Source organism: Micromonospora acroterricola, from assembly GCF_003172955.1.
GTDB classification, from domain to species: Bacteria; Actinomycetota; Actinomycetes; order Mycobacteriales; family Micromonosporaceae; genus Micromonospora; species Micromonospora acroterricola.
The window spans coordinates 72,605-90,944 of the sequence record NZ_QGKR01000364.1 but is presented as its reverse complement, the minus strand read 5'-3'; the positions used below and the strand labels follow the sequence as shown (position 1 = coordinate 90,944).

Annotated in this window: 12 protein-coding genes; 10 read left to right on the top strand and 2 right to left on the bottom strand. The window is 72.6% G+C overall.

What is annotated here, in order from left to right; all coding sequences use genetic code 11:
- A partial coding sequence (locus DKT68_RS30580; RefSeq protein WP_201749253.1) for a hypothetical protein occupies positions 1 to 263 on the bottom strand: 263 nt, incomplete at its 3' end.
- 260 nt (positions 264 to 523) lie between these two features.
- On the opposite strand from DKT68_RS30580, the gene DKT68_RS30575 reads away from it, so the two are divergent.
- Together DKT68_RS30575 and DKT68_RS30570 are read left to right on the top strand one after the other, a co-directional pair.
- Positions 524 to 3,280, top strand: a complete 2,757-nt coding sequence (locus DKT68_RS30575; RefSeq protein WP_109820842.1) for a family 78 glycoside hydrolase catalytic domain — start codon at positions 524 to 526, stop codon at positions 3,278 to 3,280.
- A gap of 68 nt (positions 3,281 to 3,348) precedes the next feature.
- Complete coding sequence (locus tag DKT68_RS30570; RefSeq protein WP_109820849.1) at positions 3,349 to 7,005, top strand: glycoside hydrolase family 78 protein; 3,657 nt, start codon at positions 3,349 to 3,351, stop codon at positions 7,003 to 7,005.
- Between the two features lie 73 nt (positions 7,006 to 7,078).
- On the opposite strand, the gene DKT68_RS30565 is transcribed toward DKT68_RS30570, so the two are convergent.
- On the bottom strand, positions 7,079 to 8,110 hold the full coding sequence (locus DKT68_RS30565; RefSeq protein ID WP_109820841.1) for a LacI family DNA-binding transcriptional regulator: 1,032 nt from the start codon (positions 8,108 to 8,110) through the stop codon (positions 7,079 to 7,081).
- Positions 8,111 to 8,427: 317 nt separating this feature from the next.
- On the opposite strand from DKT68_RS30565, the gene DKT68_RS30560 reads away from it, so the two are divergent.
- From DKT68_RS30560 to DKT68_RS30525, 8 genes are all read left to right on the top strand, one after another.
- Positions 8,428 to 9,951, top strand: a complete 1,524-nt coding sequence (locus DKT68_RS30560; RefSeq protein WP_109820840.1) for a sugar ABC transporter ATP-binding protein — start codon at positions 8,428 to 8,430, stop codon at positions 9,949 to 9,951.
- On the top strand, positions 9,948 to 11,009 hold the full coding sequence (locus DKT68_RS30555; protein ID WP_109820839.1) for an ABC transporter permease: 1,062 nt from the start codon (positions 9,948 to 9,950) through the stop codon (positions 11,007 to 11,009). Before DKT68_RS30560 ends, DKT68_RS30555 begins: the two co-directional genes overlap by 4 nt.
- Positions 10,999 to 12,054 carry an ABC transporter permease gene (locus DKT68_RS30550; RefSeq protein WP_109820838.1) on the top strand — a complete coding sequence of 352 codons (1,056 nt, stop codon included), beginning with the start codon at positions 10,999 to 11,001 and terminating at the stop codon, positions 12,052 to 12,054. The genes DKT68_RS30555 and DKT68_RS30550 overlap by 11 nt, the downstream gene beginning before the upstream one ends.
- Before the next feature lie 37 nt (positions 12,055 to 12,091).
- Positions 12,092 to 13,177: a rhamnose ABC transporter substrate-binding protein gene (gene rhaS, locus DKT68_RS30545; protein WP_109820837.1), complete on the top strand. Its 1,086-nt coding sequence runs from the start codon at positions 12,092 to 12,094 to the stop codon at positions 13,175 to 13,177.
- A gap of 65 nt (positions 13,178 to 13,242) precedes the next feature.
- A complete protein-coding gene (locus DKT68_RS30540) occupies positions 13,243 to 13,620 on the top strand; it encodes an L-rhamnose mutarotase (RefSeq protein ID WP_109820836.1) in 378 nt (125 codons plus the stop codon).
- Positions 13,617 to 14,798, top strand: coding sequence for an L-rhamnose isomerase (rhaI, locus tag DKT68_RS30535; RefSeq protein ID WP_109820835.1), 1,182 nt, complete (start codon positions 13,617 to 13,619; stop codon positions 14,796 to 14,798). The genes DKT68_RS30540 and rhaI overlap by 4 nt, the downstream gene beginning before the upstream one ends.
- 38 nt (positions 14,799 to 14,836) lie before the next feature.
- Positions 14,837 to 16,870 (top strand): bifunctional aldolase/short-chain dehydrogenase, encoded by a 2,034-nt coding sequence (locus tag DKT68_RS30530; protein WP_109820848.1) that lies wholly within the window; start codon positions 14,837 to 14,839, stop codon positions 16,868 to 16,870.
- A 30-nt stretch (positions 16,871 to 16,900) separates the two neighbouring features.
- Entirely contained in the window at positions 16,901 to 18,340 is a 1,440-nt protein-coding gene (locus tag DKT68_RS30525) for a rhamnulokinase (RefSeq protein ID WP_236647151.1), read from the top strand.

Here is an 18,340-nt window from a genome sequence, read left to right as displayed (position 1 = left end):
GTGGTGGGAGGGCCGGGCGGCGGGGTCGCGGACGCCAGCGCCTCGGCCGCCTGGGTGGCCGCCGGGGCAGGTGTGGGGCCGGTCGGTCGGGCCACGACGATCACCCCGGTGACCAGTACGGCGACCACGGCGGCCACGGAGATCGGCCACAGCACCCGCTTCGCGCCGAACGGCAGGTGGTCGCGCAGTCTGCGCCTGCGTTCCGCGTGGGCGCCCCGGGTCACCATTGTGGTGTCGGCTCCACCCCGACCGGTTCCGCGCATCGTCTCGGCTCCTTCGCGTGCTCGCATCGCTGACTGGTCGGAGGCGGTCGTCGGGTACCCCCGGCCGACGCCTCCTTTCAGGAGACTGGCCGGCCGTACCGGGATAACAGTTTCCGGCGCGGCGGGATCTCATCGCAGTGAACGTCTTCACTTGACCACAACGAGCGCGTAGCCTGCCTGAAACGATTCATAGAGCGGAGGCCCGCGTGACTCGTCGTACTCTCGGATCCCAGCCGGCAGGTCGGCGGCGTCGGACAGCGGTGGTCCTGGCAGCGGTGGCCGTCGTCGCGGTCGTCCTCAGCGGGGCGCCGCCCGCGCTGGCCGCACGGGGCCACGCGCCGGGCGCACCGGCCTCGCTGACGGTCGGCGACCGAAGTCGTCCGCTCAACGTCGAGGGCGTCCCGCGGTTCGGTTGGCTGCCCCGCGACGCCGACCCCGGTGAGACGCAGACCGCCTACCGGATCACCGTCGCCGCGACCGGCGGCGACCGGATCTGGGACTCCGGCAAGGTCGCCTCCGACCAGCAGGCCTACGTGCCGTACGCGGGGCCCGCCCTGCGTCCCGGCACGGCGTACGAGTGGACGGTCCGCACCTGGGACCGCACCGACCGGCAGTCCCCACCCGCGACCGGCGCCTTCGAGACCGGCATCGACGACACCCAGTGGGAGGGCGCCGCCTGGATCCGGCGCGCCACCACCGAGGCCGACGACTACACCCTCGCCCGCAAAGAGGTACGCCCCAACGGCAGCCGCGTCGTCCGGGCCCGCGCCTACACGGCCGCCGACCACACCTACGAGCTCTACCTCAACGGCACCCGCGCCGACCGGGGCACCTCCTTCGCCTACCCGGGGGAGGACTACTACCAGGCCGCCGACGTCACCCGGCTCGTGAAGGCCGGCGCGCCGCTGGTCATCGGGGTGCGCTACCACTGGTACGGCAGCGGTCAGGGCCGCCCGACGGGCGCCCGTGGCCTGCTGCTGAAGCTGGTCGTCGAGCACGCAGACGGCAGCCGGGAGGTGTACGGCACCGACGGCTCCTGGCGGGTCGCCCGGGACACGCAGTTCGTCGCGAACGCCGAGCGCCGCAACGGCGAGGGCGACCGGGTCGAACGGCAGGACGCCCGTGCCGAGGTCGCCGGCTGGATGCGGCCCGGCTACGACGACACCGCCGGCGGGTTCGCCGCCGCCGAGGTGCTCGGCGCGCATCCGACCGCGTCGTCGCCGCACCTGATCGGGCAGGAGACGCGGCTGGTCGAGACCCGGGTCTCCCCGGTCGCGCTGCGCACCGCCGCCGACGGCACGGTCGTCGCCGACTTCGGCGTGGTCATCCCCGCCCGCCCGGTCGTCCGGTTCGACGCCGGCGTCGCGGGGCGCACGGTCGACCTGCGGGCCGGCTACACCCTCACCGACACCGGACGGGTCGACACCTCCACCCTCCAGTCGCAGGGCACCACCATGAGCTTCCCGTACCTGCAGAAGGACGGGGCCCAGGAGTTCCGGGCCTTCACCCACCTCGGGTTCCGCTACCTGGAGATCCCCGGCGCCGGCGAGACGATCGCGGCGCGCGACGTCTCCGCCGTCGTGGTGCACACCGACGTCCCCGCCGGCCGGGAGGCGAGCTTCACCAGCTCGAACGCCACCCTCGACGCGGTGTGGACGATGATGAAGCGATCCGCGATCTACTCCGTCCAGGAGGCGTTCGTCGACACTCCCACCCGGGAGAAGGGCCAGTTCCTCGGCGACGCCGCGAACATCTCGTACGCCACCATGGCCGCCTTCGGCGAGCGCGACGCCACCCAGCAGGCCATCCGCGAGTTCCTCCGCTCGGCCGCCCGCTACTGGACCGCCGAGGCCGACCGGGGTCGCTACAACGCCGTCTACCCCAACGGCGACGGCAAGCGGGACATCCCCGACTACTCGCTGATGTTCGTCGACTGGGTGTGGCGGTACTGGACCGAGACCGGCGACCGGGAGCTGCTGGCCGAGGCGTACCCGGCCATCCGGGACACCGCCGAGTACGTGCTGCGCCACATCCCGGCCAGCGGCCCCACCGCCGGCCTGGTCACCGACCTGTCCGGCGGCAGCGGGGCCTACCGCTTCGGCATCGTCGACTGGCCCGAGCCCGGCCGCTTCGGCTACGACATGACCACCGCCGCCCGGACCACCATCAACGCCCAGAGCGTTGACGTGCTGCGCACCACCGCCCGGATGGCTGAGGCCCTCGGCCGGCCCGCCGACGAGGTGAGCGCGTACGACGGGCGGGCCGCCGACCTCACCGCCGCGGTCAACGCCACGCTGCGCGCCCCCGACGGCAGCTACGTCGACGGGCTGTCGGCCACCGGCGAGCGCAGCGGCCACGCCGGGCAGCACGCCACGTCGTACGCCATCGCGCACGGGCTGGCCCCGCGGGCCGACCTGCCCGCGCTGGCCGACCACGTCGCGTCGATGGGCATGAAGCAGGGGCCGATGACCGCCCACTGGCTGCTGCGGGCGCTCGCCGACGCCGATCGGCCCGACGCGGTGCTGCGGCTGCTCACCAACCCGGACGACCTGGGCTGGGCCAACATCCTCGCCCAGGGCGGCACCTTCACCTGGGAGGCCTGGACCCTCGACCCCGGCAGCAACTTCAGCCAGTCGCACGGCTGGGGCGCGCAGGCGGTCGTCGACGTGCAGGAGACCCTGCTCGGCGTCCGCACCGCCAGCCCCGCTGCCGCCGTGGTCGACGTCGTGCCGCCCGCCGTCGGGCTCGACCGGGCCAGCGGCGTGGTGCCCACCCAGCGCGGACCGGTCCGCCTCGACTGGCGGCGCACCGGCGCCGGCCTGCGCGTTGACCTCGACGTGCCGGTCAACGTCACCGCCCGGGTCGCGCTGCCCGTCGTGCCCGGAAAGTCCTATCGGGCGGCCGGCCCGAGCAGGGCCACCTTCGTCGGCATCGAGGACGGCCGCGCCATCTTCCAGGTCGGCTCCGGCCGGTCCAGCTTCCACCCGGTCGCCGGTCCGGCGGCCCAGCCCAGTTGACGTCCCGTTCGGGGCCGGTCATCGGCCCGCCGCCACCACCGGAAGGATGAGGACCAGGAATGATGCGCATGACGCGGCACCGCGCCGCACCCTCCGCGCTTCTCGTGCTGCTGCTCGGCCTGACGCCGACGGTGGTGTCGAGCCCAGCCACCGCCGCCCCGGCGGCCCCCGCGCTGACGGTGACCGGACTGACCACCGAACGGGCCACCGAGCCGATCGGGCTGGACGTGGCGAAGCCCCGCCTCGGCTGGCGCATCGAGGCCACCACCCGGGGCGTGCTCCAGGAGTCGTACCAGGTGCGGGTCGCCACCAGCCCCGACCGGCTGGACGACGCCGACGTCTGGGACAGCGGCCGGGTCCGCTCCCGGGAGAGCACCCTCGTCCCGTACGCCGGCCCGGAGTTGCGCCCCCGCACCCGGTACGCCTGGCAGGTCCGGGTGTGGGACACCGCCGGCCGCGACTCCGGGTGGAGCCCGCCGGCGTCCTGGGAGACCGGGGTACGGGGCGGCGACGGCTGGCAGGCCGACTGGGTCGGCATGCCGTCGCCCACCGAGTCCTGGACCGACTACACGGTGCAGACGACGGTACGCCTGGAACGCGACGCGGCCGGGATCTTCCTGCGGGCCCGTGGCCCGGGCAACGCGTACATGTGGCAGTTCTCCAGCACCGGCGGCAGCGCCAAGCTCCGCCCGCACGTACGGGTCAACGGCGCGTGGACCCTGCTCAAGGAGGTGCCGCTCGGCGGGGTCGTACCGGCCGACAAGCTGACCGCGCCCCACGTCCTGCGCATCACCGCGGCCGGTGACACCATCACCACCTGGGTCGACGGCACCCAGGTCGACGTCACCCGGAACACCGCGCACCGCGCCGGCTCGGTCGGCCTGCGCACCAACGGGGTGGAGACCGGTGTCTTCTCCGACTTCTCGGTGACCAGCGGCGACCGGACCCTCTTCACGGCGCCGCTCACCGACGGCACGAACCCGTTCGGCGCGGGCACGGCGACCCCGGGTGGCCTGCGGGTCAGCGGCGACACCGAGGCCATGCTCGCCGCGCTGGACGCGAACCCGCTGCTGCGCCGCGGCTTCCGGGTCGACGGCACGGTCGCCCGGGCCCGCGTCTACGCCACCGCTCTCGGCGTCTACCAGCTGTCCCTCAACGGCCAGCGGGTCGGCGACCACGAGCTGGCGCCCGGCTGGACCGACTACGCCAAGCGGGTGCAGTACCAGACGTACGACGTGACCAGCCAGCTCCGCTCGGGCGACAACGCCCTCGGCGCGCTGCTCGGGGACGGCTGGTACGCCGGCAGCATCGCCTGGTTCGGCAGCGACTTCTACGGCTCCCGGCCGCACCTGAGCGCGCAACTGCTGATCGACTACACCGACGGGCGCAGCGAGACGATCGGCACCGACGGCTCGTGGCGCGCCACGGCCGGACCGTTCCTGCAGAGCGACCTGATCCACGGCGAGACCTACGACGCGCGGCGGCTGCCAGCCGGGTGGGATCGGCCCGGCTTCGACGACTCCGCCTGGTCGCCCGCCACGGTCGACGACGTGGACGCCACCGACCGGATCGGCGCCCAGGTCGACCCGCCGGTGCGGGTCACCCAGGAACTGCCGGCGAAGGCACTGACCCAACCCACCCCCGGCACCTGGATCTTCGACCTCGGCCAGAACATGGTGGGCAAGGTGCGGCTGAAGGTCGCCGGCCAGGCCGGCGCCACGGTCCGCATCCGGCACGCCGAGGTGCTCAACCCCGACGGCACCGCCTACACCGCCAACCTGCGTACGGCCCGGGCCACCGACCACTACACGCTGCGCGGCGGCGGGGCCGAGGTCTACGAGCCGACGTTCACCTTCCACGGCTTCCGCTACGTCGAGTTGACCGGCTACCCGGGCACCCCCGACCTGTCCACCGTCACCGGCCTGGTCATGCACACCGACGGGGAGCTCACCAGCGAGTTCCAGACGTCCAACGCGATGGTGAACAAGCTGCACAGCAACATCACCTGGGGCCAGCGCGGCAACTTCCTGTCCATCCCGACCGACACCCCGGCGCGGGACGAGCGGCTCGGCTGGACCGGCGACATCAACGTCTTCGCCAACACCGCGACGTTCAACATGGACAGCCTGACGTTCCTCACCAAGTGGTTGCAGGACCTGCGCGACGCGCAGTCGGCCAACGGCGCCTACCCCGACGTCGCACCCCGCGCCTGCTGCGGGGATGGCGCGACCGGATGGGCCGACGCCGGGATCACCGTGCCGTACGCGCTCTGGCAGCGCTACGGCGACACCCGCGTGGTCGAGGAGCACTACGCGTCGATGGCGCGGTACGCGTCCTGGCTGGAGAGCACCAGCTCGGGTCACCTGCGGACCAACGCCGGCCCGTACCTCGACTGGCTCAACCTCGACGACCCGACGCCCGCCGGCGTCGTCGGCACCGCCTACTACGCCCACAGCATCCGGTTGCTGGGCGAGATGGCCGCCGCCATCGGCAGGGACGCCGACGCGGCCCGCTACACGACGTTGTCGAAGGACATCGCGCAGGCCTTCGTCGCCGCGTACGTCTCGGCCGACGGCACGGTCCAGGGCGACAGCCAGACCGGGTACGTGCTGGCCATCGGCATGGGGCTGCTACCCGACCCGCTGCGGACCAAGGCGGCCGACCGGCTGGTCGCCAACGTGCAACGGCACGACTGGCACCTCTCCACCGGCTTCCTCGGCACCCCGGACCTGCTGCCGGCGCTGACCGCCACCGGGCACCTGGACATCGCCTACCGGCTGCTGCTCAACGACACCTACCCGTCGTGGGGCTACGAGATCGCCAAGGGCGCGACCACGATCTGGGAGCGCTGGGACTCGATCAAACCCGACGGCAGCTTCGGCGACGTGGGGATGAACTCCTTCAACCACTACGCCTACGGTGCGGTGGGGGACTGGATGTACCGGACGGTGGCCGGCATCCAGCCCGACGCCGCCAACCCGGGGTACGCCCACGTCACGTTCGCCCCGCAGCCGGGCGGCAACCTCACCTCGGCCAGGGCGTCGTACCGCTCGGCGTACGGGACGATCGGCAGTGACTGGGACCTCGACGCGCGCGGCGACATGCGGCTTCGCCTCACCGTGCCGGCGAACACCACGGCGACGGTGCGCTTCCCGGCACCCGCGCGCGAGGCGGTCACCGAGGGCGGCCGGCCGGCGGAGCAGGCCGACGGCGTGCTGTTCGTCCGGATGGACGGCGCGGTCGCCGTCTACGAGATCGGGTCCGGTTCCTACTCATTCGCGATCGGTCCGCTGGCGGGTGCGTACGACCACGTCGACCTCGGTGACGCGGCGTCCGAGCAGGCGCACCGCCTCGCGGCATCGACCTACTCGGCCACCAGCGTGGAGGCCGGGTTGACCCGCCGGTACACCGACGTGACCCGCCCGGGCGGGTGGTTCGAGTTCGACCTCGCGGTCAGGCCCGGCGAGCCGTTCGTGCTGCGCGCGATCGAGACGTACGACGGGCCGCAGCTGAAGGACTACGAGGTGGTCGTGGACGGGGTGGTGGCGTACACCCGCTCATGGCAGCGCACGGCGGGCGGGGCCGGCACGGTCAGCTACCAGTTCGTCGTCGACCTGCCGGACGCCACCCGAGACGGGCTCGTACGGGTGCGGTTCCAGGACACCGGCGGCGGCTACGACCCGTCGATCGCCGACGTCTGGGCCGCACCCGTCCCGGCGGCCTGACCAAGCCGGGTACTGCTGAGGAGCCGGGCGGGTGCACCCGCCCGGCTCCTGTGTCATTGCCGGGCGGGCCCGGTCAGCGCCGGGCGCGCCGGGGGTGGTCGCTGGAGCGGCGGACGACCAGCTCCGGCTGGAAGACCACGTGCCGGTGCCGGTGCGCGTCGCCGGGCTCGGCCTCCTCCAACAGCAGTTGCGCCGCGGTGCGGCCGAGCTGGTCGCGGGGCTGGCGCACGGAGGACAGCGGCACCGCGGCCGCGTCGGCGAACTCGATGTCGTCGTAGCCGACGATGGCCACGTCGGCCGGCACCCGCAGCCCCCGCGCGGTCAACTCCTGGAGCACACCGAGAGCGATGAGGTCGTTGGCGCAGAAGACGGCGGTGGGGCGTTGCCGGGCCGGCAAGGCCAGCAGCTCCTCGGCGGCGCGCCGGCCGGCAGCGACGGTCAGGCTGCCGGTGACCGCCACCCGCAGCTCGGCGCCGCTGTCGCGTTCCTCCAGCGCGGCGGCGGCGCCGGCGTGCCGGTCGGCGACCTGGGCGATGGACAGCGGGCCGCCGAGGTAGGCGATGCGGTGGTGACCCTGGTCCAGCAGGTGGTCCATGGCGAGCCGGCCGCCGAGGACGTCGTCGACGGCCACGGAGCAGCGGTTCGCCCGGCCCGTGCCCCGGTCCACGAGCACCACTGGGATGCCCCGGTCGATGAGTTTGTCCAGGTTGGGCTGGGGGCCGTGGCCGACCGGGGTGATGAGCACGCCCCGGACCCGCTGCTCCTCCAGCAGCTCCAGGTGGCGACGCTCGCGGGCGCTGTCCTCGCCGCTGTTGCAGACGACGAGCATGGCGCCGGCTTCCTCGACCACCTGTTCGGCGCCGCGCACGACGTCGGTGAAGAACGGATTGGCCACGTCCAAGACGACGATGGCGACGGTGCGGCTGTGCCCGGCGCGCAGTTGACGCGCGGAGTCGTTGCGGACGTAGCCGAGCGTGGTGATGGCGTCGAGCACCCTCTGTCGGGTGGCGGGGGCGACCGTGTCGGGCCTGTTGAGCACGTTGCTGACCGTGCCGAGGGAGACGCCGGCGTGCCGGGCGACCTCCTTGATGTTCGCCGTTGCCATGGCTCCCTCGACGCTCCGTGCGGTGGTCGCGGCCCCGGGCCCGGCGCGGGCATCGTGATCGCGGCGATCCCGCAGAGAGCCCGAACGCGTGGGCACGGGACGGCTCGACCGGGTCGCCACGGCAGTGTATAGCGGCTAAAACGTTTCATCCAGCCGGCCGGCGGGCCAGCGCGTCGGGCCATCCGTCGGTGCGTGGGGGGGCGGGGTCGAGCCGGCCTCAGCAACAGGGAAGAAATCGCGGCGAAACTCTTGACGCTCTCGAAGGCCGGCCCCTACGGTCCATGCACGACTCGTGAAACGATTCAGGAGGGGATCGGATGACCGCCGACGCACCAGGCACGGACGGTGCTCCGCTGCTGGTACTCGACGGCGTGACGAAGTCCTTCGGGGCCGTCGCCGCGCTGCGTGGTGTGCACCTGGCGCTGCACCCCGGTGAGGCACACGCCCTGGTCGGCGAGAACGGGGCGGGCAAGTCCACCCTGGTGAAGATCCTGGCCGGCGCGCACCCGCCGGACTCCGGCGAGATGACCCTGGACGGACAACCGCTGCGACTGCGCGGCCCCGCCGACGCCCGGGCCGCCGGCATCGCGGTCATCTACCAGGAGCCGACGCTCTTCCCGGACCTCTCCGTGGCCGAGAACATCTTCATGGGCCGGCAACCGCTGCGGGGCCTGCGTCGCATCGACAGCGCGGCGATGAACCGCGACGCCGAGCGGCTGTTCCAGCGGCTGGGCGTCCGGATCGACCCGGCTCGCCCCGCCCGTGGGCTCTCCATCGCCGACCAGCAGCTCGTCGAGATCGCGAAGGCGATCTCCTTCGACGCCCGCGTCCTGGTCATGGACGAGCCCACCGCCGCGCTCTCCGGTGTGGAGGTCGAGAGGCTCTTCGCGGTCGCCCGCTCGCTCTGCGAGCGCGGGGCGGCGGTGCTGTTCATCTCGCACCGGTTCGACGAGGTGTTCGACCTCTGTCACCGCGTCACGGTGCTGCGCGACGGTGCCTGGGTCTCCAGTGATCCGGCCGCCGACCTCCCCATCGACGAGGTGGTACGACGCATGGTCGGCCGGGACGTCTCCTCGCTCTATCCCAAGCAGGCCGCCGAGCTGCGGGACACGCTGCTCGAGGTCCGTGGCCTGACCCGGGCCGGCGTCTTCACCGACGTGTCGTTCTCCGTCCGGGGCGGGGAGATCGTCGCGCTCGCCGGGCTGGTCGGCGCCGGCCGCAGCGAAGTCGCCCGCGCCGTCTTCGGTGTCGACCGCTACGACGCGGGCGAGGTGCTGGTGGCCGGGCGGGCCGTCCCGGCGGGAAGACCCGGCCGGGCAATCGCCGCCGGCATGGCGCTCGTTCCGGAGGACCGCCGGCAGCAGGGCCTGGTCATGGAGCTGTCGGTGGAGCGCAACGCCACCCTGGCCCGCCGCCGCGCCCTGAGCCGACTGGGCCTCCTGCTGGGCGGCGCCGAGCGCGCCGAGGCGCGCAACTGGACGCGACGGTTGCAGGTGAAGGCCGCCCGGCTCGGCGCGCCCGTGGCGACCCTCTCCGGCGGAAACCAGCAGAAGGTCGTGCTGGCCAAGTGGCTGGCCACGGAACCACGGATCCTCATCATCGACGAGCCGACCCGGGGCATCGACGTCGGCACGAAGGCCGAGGTGCACCGGCTGCTCTCGGAGCTGGCCGGCGAGGGGCTGGCCATCCTCATGATCAGCAGCGAGCTGCCCGAGGTGCTCGGCATGGCCGACCGGGTCCTGGTCATGCACGAGGGCCGACTGGTCCGCGAGCTGTCCCGGGCCGAGGCGGACGAGACCTCCATCATGTACGCCGCCACCGGTCAGGGAGTGACCGCATGAGCCGCACCGACACCGGCGCGCCCGAGCGGGCCACCGGGAACGCCCCGACCGACCCCGACCGACCGCGCCGCGGCCTCACCGAACGGCTGCTCGCCGTACGCGAGCTGAGCCTGCTGATCGCGCTCGGCCTGCTGGTCCTCGTGACCACCGTCCGCAACGACCGGTTCCTCAGCGGCCAGAGCGTCAAGGACCTGCTGCTGGGCTGCGCGATCCTGGTGATCCTGGCGGTCGGCCAGACCCTGGTCATCGTGACCCGCAACGTGGACCTGTCCGTCGGCTCGATCCTGGGCCTGGTCGCCTTCGCCACCGGCTCACTGTTCCTCTCCGCGCCCGGCACCCCATGGCCCCTGGCGCTCGTCCTGGGTGTCGCGCTGGGCGCGCTGTGCGGGGTGGTCAACGGCGGCCTGATCGCGGTGGCCCGGGTGCCCGCCCTCGTCATCACCCTGGGCACCCTCTACGCCTTCCGCGGTGTCGACTACTACTGGGCGTCCGGACGGCAGATCAACGCCGCCGACATGCCCCCGTCGTTCCTGCGGCTGGGCAACCAGACGGTGCTCGGCGTACCCGTGCTGTTCCTCGTCGCCCTGGTCGTCGTCGCCGCCGTCGGCTTCTACCTGCGGTCGTACCGCAGCGGCCGGGAGCTGTACGCGATCGGCTCCGAACCGGCCGCCGCGCGGCTCTCCGGCATTCCAGTCGGCCGGCGGGTGTTCGCGGTGTTCGTCGCCAACGGCGCGCTCGCCGGCCTCGCCGGCGTGCTGTACGCGGCCCGCTTCGGCACCCTCGACGCCGCCGCCGGCACCGGCCTGGAACTCCAGGTCGTCGCCGCCGCCGTGGTGGGCGGGGTGGCCATCTTCGGCGGCAGCGGCAGCGCCTACGGCGCGGCGCTCGGGGCCGTGCTGCTGACCACGATCGGCAGCTCACTCGCCGTCCTGCGCATCGACCCGTTCTGGCAGCAGGCCGTGGTCGGCGCACTCATCCTCGCCGCCATCGGGCTGGACCGGCTCCTGGCCCTGCGGGTGGCGGCCCGGCTCCGAGGGAGAAGCGCGCATGGCGCATGACAGCCTGTACGCGGCACCACCCACCGTCGAGGCCGAGCCCGGTGCGGGCCGCCTCGCCACCCTGCGCGGGCTGCTCGGCTCCTGGGACGCGGCGGTCGTCGCCGCCCTCGTGGTGGTTGTCCTGGTCGCCGGCCTGACCGTGGAGAACTTCGCCACCGGCCGCAACGCCCAGTTCCTGCTGCTCGACCTGGTGCCGCTGGCGCTCATCGCGCTGCCGATGACGCTGATCGTGATCACCGGCGAGATCGACCTCTCGGTGGCCAGCATGGTCGGCCTGTGCAGCACCCTGATGGGGCAGCTCTGGCTCTCCAGTGGGCTGTCCCTGGAACTCATCTGCGTCCTCGTGGTGCTGCTCGGCGCCGTGCTCGGCGCGGTGAACGGCCTCTTCGTCACCGGCTTCGGTCTGCCGTCGCTGGCGGTGACCATCGGCACGCTCGCCCTCTACCGGGGGCTGTCCTTCGTGGTGCTCGGCGACCAGGCCGTCGCGGACTTCCCGGCCGACTGGACCGCCGCCGTGGTGCGGAACATCCCCGGCACGTCGATCCCGGTCGTGCTGGTCCCGCTGCTGCTGCTCGCACTGGTCTTCGGGGTCGTGCTGCACGCCACCCCGGCCGGCCGGGCGCTCTACGCCATGGGCAACAACGACCAGGCCGCCACGTTCACCGGCGTCTCGGTGGCCCGGACGAAGTTCTGGCTGTTCGTGGTCTCCGGCGCCGTCTGCGGGCTGGTCGGCATCTTCTGGACCCTGCGCTACGCGAGCGCCCGCGGCGACAACGCCACCGGCCTCGAGTTGACCGTGGTCACCGCCGTGCTGCTCGGCGGGGTCTCGATCTTCGGCGGTCGGGGCGCCCTGCTCGGTGTGCTGGCCGGCGTCCTGCTCCTCGGTGTGCTGCGCAACGCGCTGCAACTCGCCGACGTCGACGCCAACGCGCTCACGATCGTTACCGGCACCCTGCTCATCGCCTCCGTGGTGCTGCCCAACGCCGTCGCGGACATCCGCGCCCGGCTGCACCGTCGACGACAGCGACAGCCCGTCGCCTCGTGACGTCCCCCGCTCACCAACCACCCCCGGAAGGATGACGATGTCCGCGTACCGCAGAGGCCTCCGCGTCGGGGCCACCAGCCTCACACTCGCCGCACTGCTGCTCAGCGCCGCCTGTGGCGGCACCACCCGGGACAACTCGGGCAACGACGCCGCCGGCGGTGACAGCCAGGCGAGCGGCGCCGCCAATCCGGACGCCGCCATCAAGGAAGGGCTCAAGATCGCCTTCCTGCCGAAGCAGTTGAACAACCCCTACTTCACCGTCTCGGACAACGGCGGCAAGGACGCCGTCACCGAGATCAAGGGTGAGTTCAAGGAGGTCGGCCCGTCCGAGGCCAGCGCCTCGTCCCAGGTCAGCTACATCAACACCCTGTCACAGCAGGGCATGGACGTGATCGTCACCTCGGCCAACGACCCGAACGCCATCTGCGGGGCGCTGAACCAGGCGAAGGCGGCCGGCGCGAAGATCGTCACCTTCGACTCGGACACCAAGCCGGAGTGCCGGCAGATCTTCGTCAACCAGGTGACCGCCGAGGGCATCGCGGAGAACCAGGTCAAGCTGATCTCGCAGCAGATCGGCGGCGAGGGTGAGATCGCGATCCTCTCCGCGACCGCCAACGCGACCAACCAGAACGCCTGGATCGCGCTGATGAAGGACGAGCTGAAGAAGCCCGAGTACAGCAAGATCAAACTGGTCACCGTGGCGTACGGCAACGACGACGACCAGAAGTCCTTCCAGGAGACCCAGGGTCTGCTCCAGTCGTACCCCAACCTGAAGGGCATCATCTCCCCGACCACGGTCGGCGTCGCGGCCGCCGGCCGCTACCTGAGCGGTTCGCAGTACAAGGGCAAGGTCAAGCTCACCGGTCTGGGCACCCCGAACCAGATGCGCCAGTACGTCAAGGACGGCACCGTCGACGCGTTCGCCCTGTGGAGCCCGGCGGACCTCGGCTACCTCGCGGCGTACGCCGGCGCGGCCCTGGCCTCCGGCCAGATCACCGGCGCCGAGGGCGACAGGTTCAAGGCCGGCAAGCTCGGCGAGTTCACCGTCGGCAAGGAGGGGGTGGTCGTCCTCGGCCCGCCCACCGTCTTCGACAAGAACAACATCGACCAGTTCCAGTTCTGAGCGCCCTCCCGGTCGGTGCCGGCGCACGCCGCGCCGCACCGGCCGGGGGAGCCGACGGGAGAACCATGCCCCGCGTCTGCTTCACCCTCCAGGTCCACCCCGACCGGCTGGACGAGTACCGCTCCCGCCACGCCCGCGTCTGGCCGGAGATGCTCTCCGCCCTGGCCGACAGCGGCTGGCACGACTACTCGCTCTTCCTCCGCGAGGACGGCCTGCTCGTGGGGTACCTGGTCACCGACGACCTCGCGGCGGCCCAGGCCGCCATGGAGGCCACCGACGTCAACGCCCGCTGGCAGGCGGAGATGGCGTCCTACTTCGTCGACCTCGACCAGGGCACCCCCGACCGGGCCATCCGCCCGCTGGACGAGGTCTTCAACCTTGAGGCGCAGCTCACCGCAGAGCGTGAGACGCGGCCCACCGCACAAACGGGAGAAACCCCATGACGCAGCCCGACGCGCAGACCCTCCAGCGGGTCACGTCAGCCCTGCGCGCCCAGCGCATCGAGACCCCGTCCTGGGCGTACGCCAACTCCGGCACCCGGTTCAAGGTCTTCCCGCAGGAGGGCGTGCCGCGCAACCCGTACGAGAAGGTCGCCGACGCGGCGGTCGTGCACCGGCTCACCGGTGTCGCGCCGACGGTGGCCCTGCACATCCCGTGGGACCTCGTCGACGACTACGCCGACCTGGCCGCGTACGCGGGGGACCAGGGCGTCCGCCTGGGCGCGATCAACGCCAACGTCTTCCAGGACAACGACTACAAGCTGGGCAGCGTCACCAACCCCGATCCGGGTGTGCGGCGCAAGGCGATCGACCACCTGCTCGAGTGCGTGGACATCATGGACCGCACCGGCTCCCGCGACCTGAAGCTCTGGTTCTCCGACGGCATCAACTACCCGGGGCAGGACGACATCCGCGCCCGGCAGGACCGGCTCGCGACGGCGCTGCGGGAGACCTACGACCGGCTCGGCGACGACCAACGGCTGCTGCTGGAGTACAAGCTGTTCGAGCCGGCCTTCTACGCGACCGACGTCCCGGACTGGGGCACCGCGTACGCGCACTGCCTGGAGCTGGGCCCGAAGGCGCAGGTGGTCATCGACACCGGGCACCACGCGCCGGGCACGAACATCGAGTTCATCGTGGCGTTCCTGCTGCGCGCCGGGAAGCTCGGCGCCTTCGACTTCAACTCCCGCTTCTACGCCGACGACGACCTGATGGTCGGCTCCGCGGACCCGTTCCAGCTGTTCCGGATCATGCACGAGATCGTCCGGGGTGACGCGTTGGCACCGGAGGCCGGCATCGCCTTCATGCTCGACCAGTGCCACAACATCGAGCCGAAGATCCCGGCCATCATCCGCTCGGTGCTCAACGTGCAGGAGGCGACGGCGAAGGCGCTGCTCGTCGATTCGGACGCGCTCGCCGCCGCGCAGCGGGCCGGTGACGTGCTCGGGGCCAACGCCGTGCTGATGGACGCGTACAACACCGACGTCCGGCCGCTGCTCGCCGAACTCCGTACGGACCTGGGCCTGGATCCCGACCCGATGGCCGCGTACGCCCGCTCCGGCTACTTCGAGCGGATCCGCGCCGAGCGCGCCGACGGCCAGCAGGCCGGCTGGGGCGCCTGACCACCATCGAGAGAACGCAGACTGGGGACGTGAAGACCATGCAATCCGAGGTTCAGGCGCTGATCGCGCGCAGCAACCGGCTCGGTGCCGACCCGACCACGACGAACTACGCCGGGGGCAACACCTCCGCGAAGGGCACGGACACCGACCCGGTCACCGGCCGACCCGTCGAACTGCTGTGGGTCAAGGGCTCCGGCGGCGACCTGGGCACCCTCACCCAGGCCGGTCTGGCCGCGCTCCGGCTGGACCGGCTCCGCGCCCTCGTCGACGTCTACCCCGGCATCGAGCGCGAGGACGAGATGGTCGGCGCGTTCGACTACTGCCTGCACGGCCGGGGCGGGGCAGCGCCGTCCATCGACACCGCGATGCACGGTCTGGTCGACGCGGCGCACGTGGACCACCTGCACCCGGACGCGGGCATCGCGATCGCCGCCGCCGCCGACGGGCCCGAGCTGACCAAGGAGATCTTCGGCGACCGGGTGGTGTGGATCCCGTGGCGGCGACCCGGCTTCCAGCTCGGCCTGGACATCGCCGCCGTGGCGCGGGCCAACCCGCAGGCGATCGGCGTGGTCCTCGGCGGGCACGGGATCACCGCGTGGGGCGCGACCAGCGACGAGTGCGAACGCAACTCGCTGGAGATCATCCGCTCGGCCCAGGCGTTCCTCGACGAGCGGGGCCGGGCCGAGCCGCTCGGCCCGGTCATCGACGGCTACGAGCCGTTGCCGACCGACGAACGGCGACGTCGCGCGGCGGCGCTGTTTCCCGTGCTGCGGGGCCTCGCGTCCACCGACCGGCCGCAGGTCGGGCACTTCACCGACAGCGACGTGGTGCTCGACTTCGTCGCGCGGGAGAAGCACCCCGCGCTGGCGGCGCTCGGCACCTCCTGCCCGGACCACTTCCTGCGCACCAAGGTCCGCCCGATGGTGCTCGACCTCCCGCCCACCGCTCCGCTCGAGGACGTGATCGCGCGCCTCAGGGAGCTGCACAGCTCCTACCGTGACGACTACCGCGCCTACTACGAGCGACACGCCGGCCCGGACAGCCCCCCGATGCGCGGCGCCGACCCCGCCGTCGTCCTGGTGCCGGGCGTGGGCATGTTCAGCTTCGGGGCCAACAAGCAGACCGCCCGGGTGGCGGGGGAGTTCTACGTCAACGCCATCAACGTGATGCGCGGCGCGGAGTCCGTGTCGCGGTACGCGCCGATCGACGAGGCCGAGAAGTTCCGAATCGAGTACTGGGCCCTGGAGGAGGCGAAGCTCCAGCGCATGCCGAAGCCGAAGGCCCTCGCCACCCGGATCGCGTTCGTCACCGGCGGTGGCTCCGGGATCGGCCGGGCGATCGCCCACCGGCTCGCCGCGGAGGGCGCCTGCGTCGTGGTCGCCGACCGGGACGCGGAGGCGGCCGCCTCCGTCGCGGCGGAGATCGGCACCGCCGACGTGGCGGTCGCCGTCGCCGCCGACGTCAGCGACGGAGAAGCCGTCGCCGGCGCCCTGCGGGAGGCCGTGCTCGCCTTCGGCGGAGTGGACCTGGTCGTGAACAACGCCGGGCTGTCGCTGTCCAGGTCGCTGCTGGACACGACCGAGGCGGACTGGGACATCCAGCACGACGTGATGGCCAAGGGATCCTTCCTGGTGTCCCGGGAGGCCGCGCGGGTGCTCCTGGCGCAGGGGATGGGCGGGGACATCGTCTACATCTCCAGCAAGAACTCCCTGTTCGCCGGCCCGAACAACGTGGCGTACGGCGCGGCCAAGGCCGACCAGGCGCACCAGGTCCGGCTGCTCGCCGCCGAACTGGGCGGCCACGGCATCCGGGTCAACGGCGTCAACCCGGACGGGGTGGTCCGCGGCTCCGGCATCTTCGCCGGCGGTTGGGGCGCCCAGCGGGCCGCCGTCTACGGCGTGCCGGAGGAGAAGCTCGGCGAGTTCTACGCCCAGCGCACGCTGCTCAAGCGCGAGGTGTTGCCCGAACACGTGGCCAACGCCGTCTTCGTGCTCACCGGCGGGGAGCTGTCGCACACGACGGGGTTGCACATTCCGGTGGACGCGGGCGTCGCGGCGGCCTTCCTCCGCTGACTACGATTCACGGAAGATGAGGACGATGTGGTGAGCGCCGCCGTGCACCTCGCCGCCGTGGACCTGGGAGCGTCCAGCGGCCGGGTGATGGTCGCCCGCGTCGAGCCCGGCCGGCTGGAACTGGAGGAGGCGCACCGGTTCCGCAACGACCCGGTGCGGGTGGCCGGCACCCTGCACTGGGACGTCCTGGCGCTGTACCGGGGCGTGCTCGACGGCCTGCGTGCCGCCGGCCCCGTCGCGAGCATTGGGATCGACACCTGGGCCGTGGACTACGGGCTGCTCGACGCGACGGGCGCGCTGCTCGGCAACCCGGTGCACTACCGGGACGGGCGCACCGACGGCGTCGGCGATCAGGTGGCGAAGCAGCTGGGGCAGGAGCGGCTGTACGCGACGACGGGGCTGCAACACCTGCCGTTCAACACCCTCTACCAGCTCGTCGCCGCGGCCGGCACGCCGCAGCTCGACATGGCGCACCACCTGCTGCTCATTCCGGACCTGATCGCGTACTGGCTCACCGGCGAGATCGGCGCGGAGATCACCAACGCCTCCACCACCCAGGTGTACGACCTGCGCCGCCGCGCCTGGGCGACCGACCTGATGGTCGAGGCGGGGATCCGCAGCGAGCTGTTCCCGCCGCTGCGTGAGCCGGGCACGCGGATCGGCCCGGTCCTGCCCGCGCTCGGGCTGCCCGGGGCGCCCACGGTGGTGGCGGTGGGGTCGCACGACACCGCGTCCGCCGTGGTGGGCGTGCCGGCGGCGGGTGAGCACTTCGCCTACATCTCCTGCGGCACCTGGTCCCTGGTCGGTGTCGAGCTCGACGCCCCCGTGCTCAGCGAGCCGAGCCGGCGGGCCAACTTCACCAACGAGTCCGGAGTGGACGGCACGATCCGTTACCTGCGTAACGTGATGGGCCTGTGGCCACTGCAGGAGTCGTTGCGGGCCTGGGGCGCCACCGACCTGCCCGACCTGCTCCGGCAGGCGGCCGGGGAGCCGGCCTTCCGCTCCGTCGTGGACCTGGACGACCCCACGTTCCTGCGACCCGGAGACATGCCCGCACGCATCGCCGACACCTGCCGCCGTACGGGCGAGCCGGTGCCGACGACCCCGGCCGCCACGGTCCGGTGCATCCTCGACAGCCTCGCGCTGGCGCACCGGCGCGCCGTCCAGCAGGCGCAACTGCTGGCCGGCCGGCACGTCGACGCCGTGCATGTCGTCGGCGGCGGAGCACGCAACGACCTGTTGTGCCAGCTCACCGCGGACGCCTGCGGCCTGCCGGTGCTCGCCGGGCCGGTGGAGGCCACCGCGCTGGGAAACGTCCTGGTGCAGGCCCGCGCCCTCGGCATCCTCGGCGGCGACCTGCCGGCGCTGCGGGCCGTGCTGCGCCAGACCCACCAGATCGTGCGGTACGAGCCACGCGCCACCGAGACGGCGTGGCGGGCCGCGGCCCGGCGCCTCGGATGGGAGGACTGA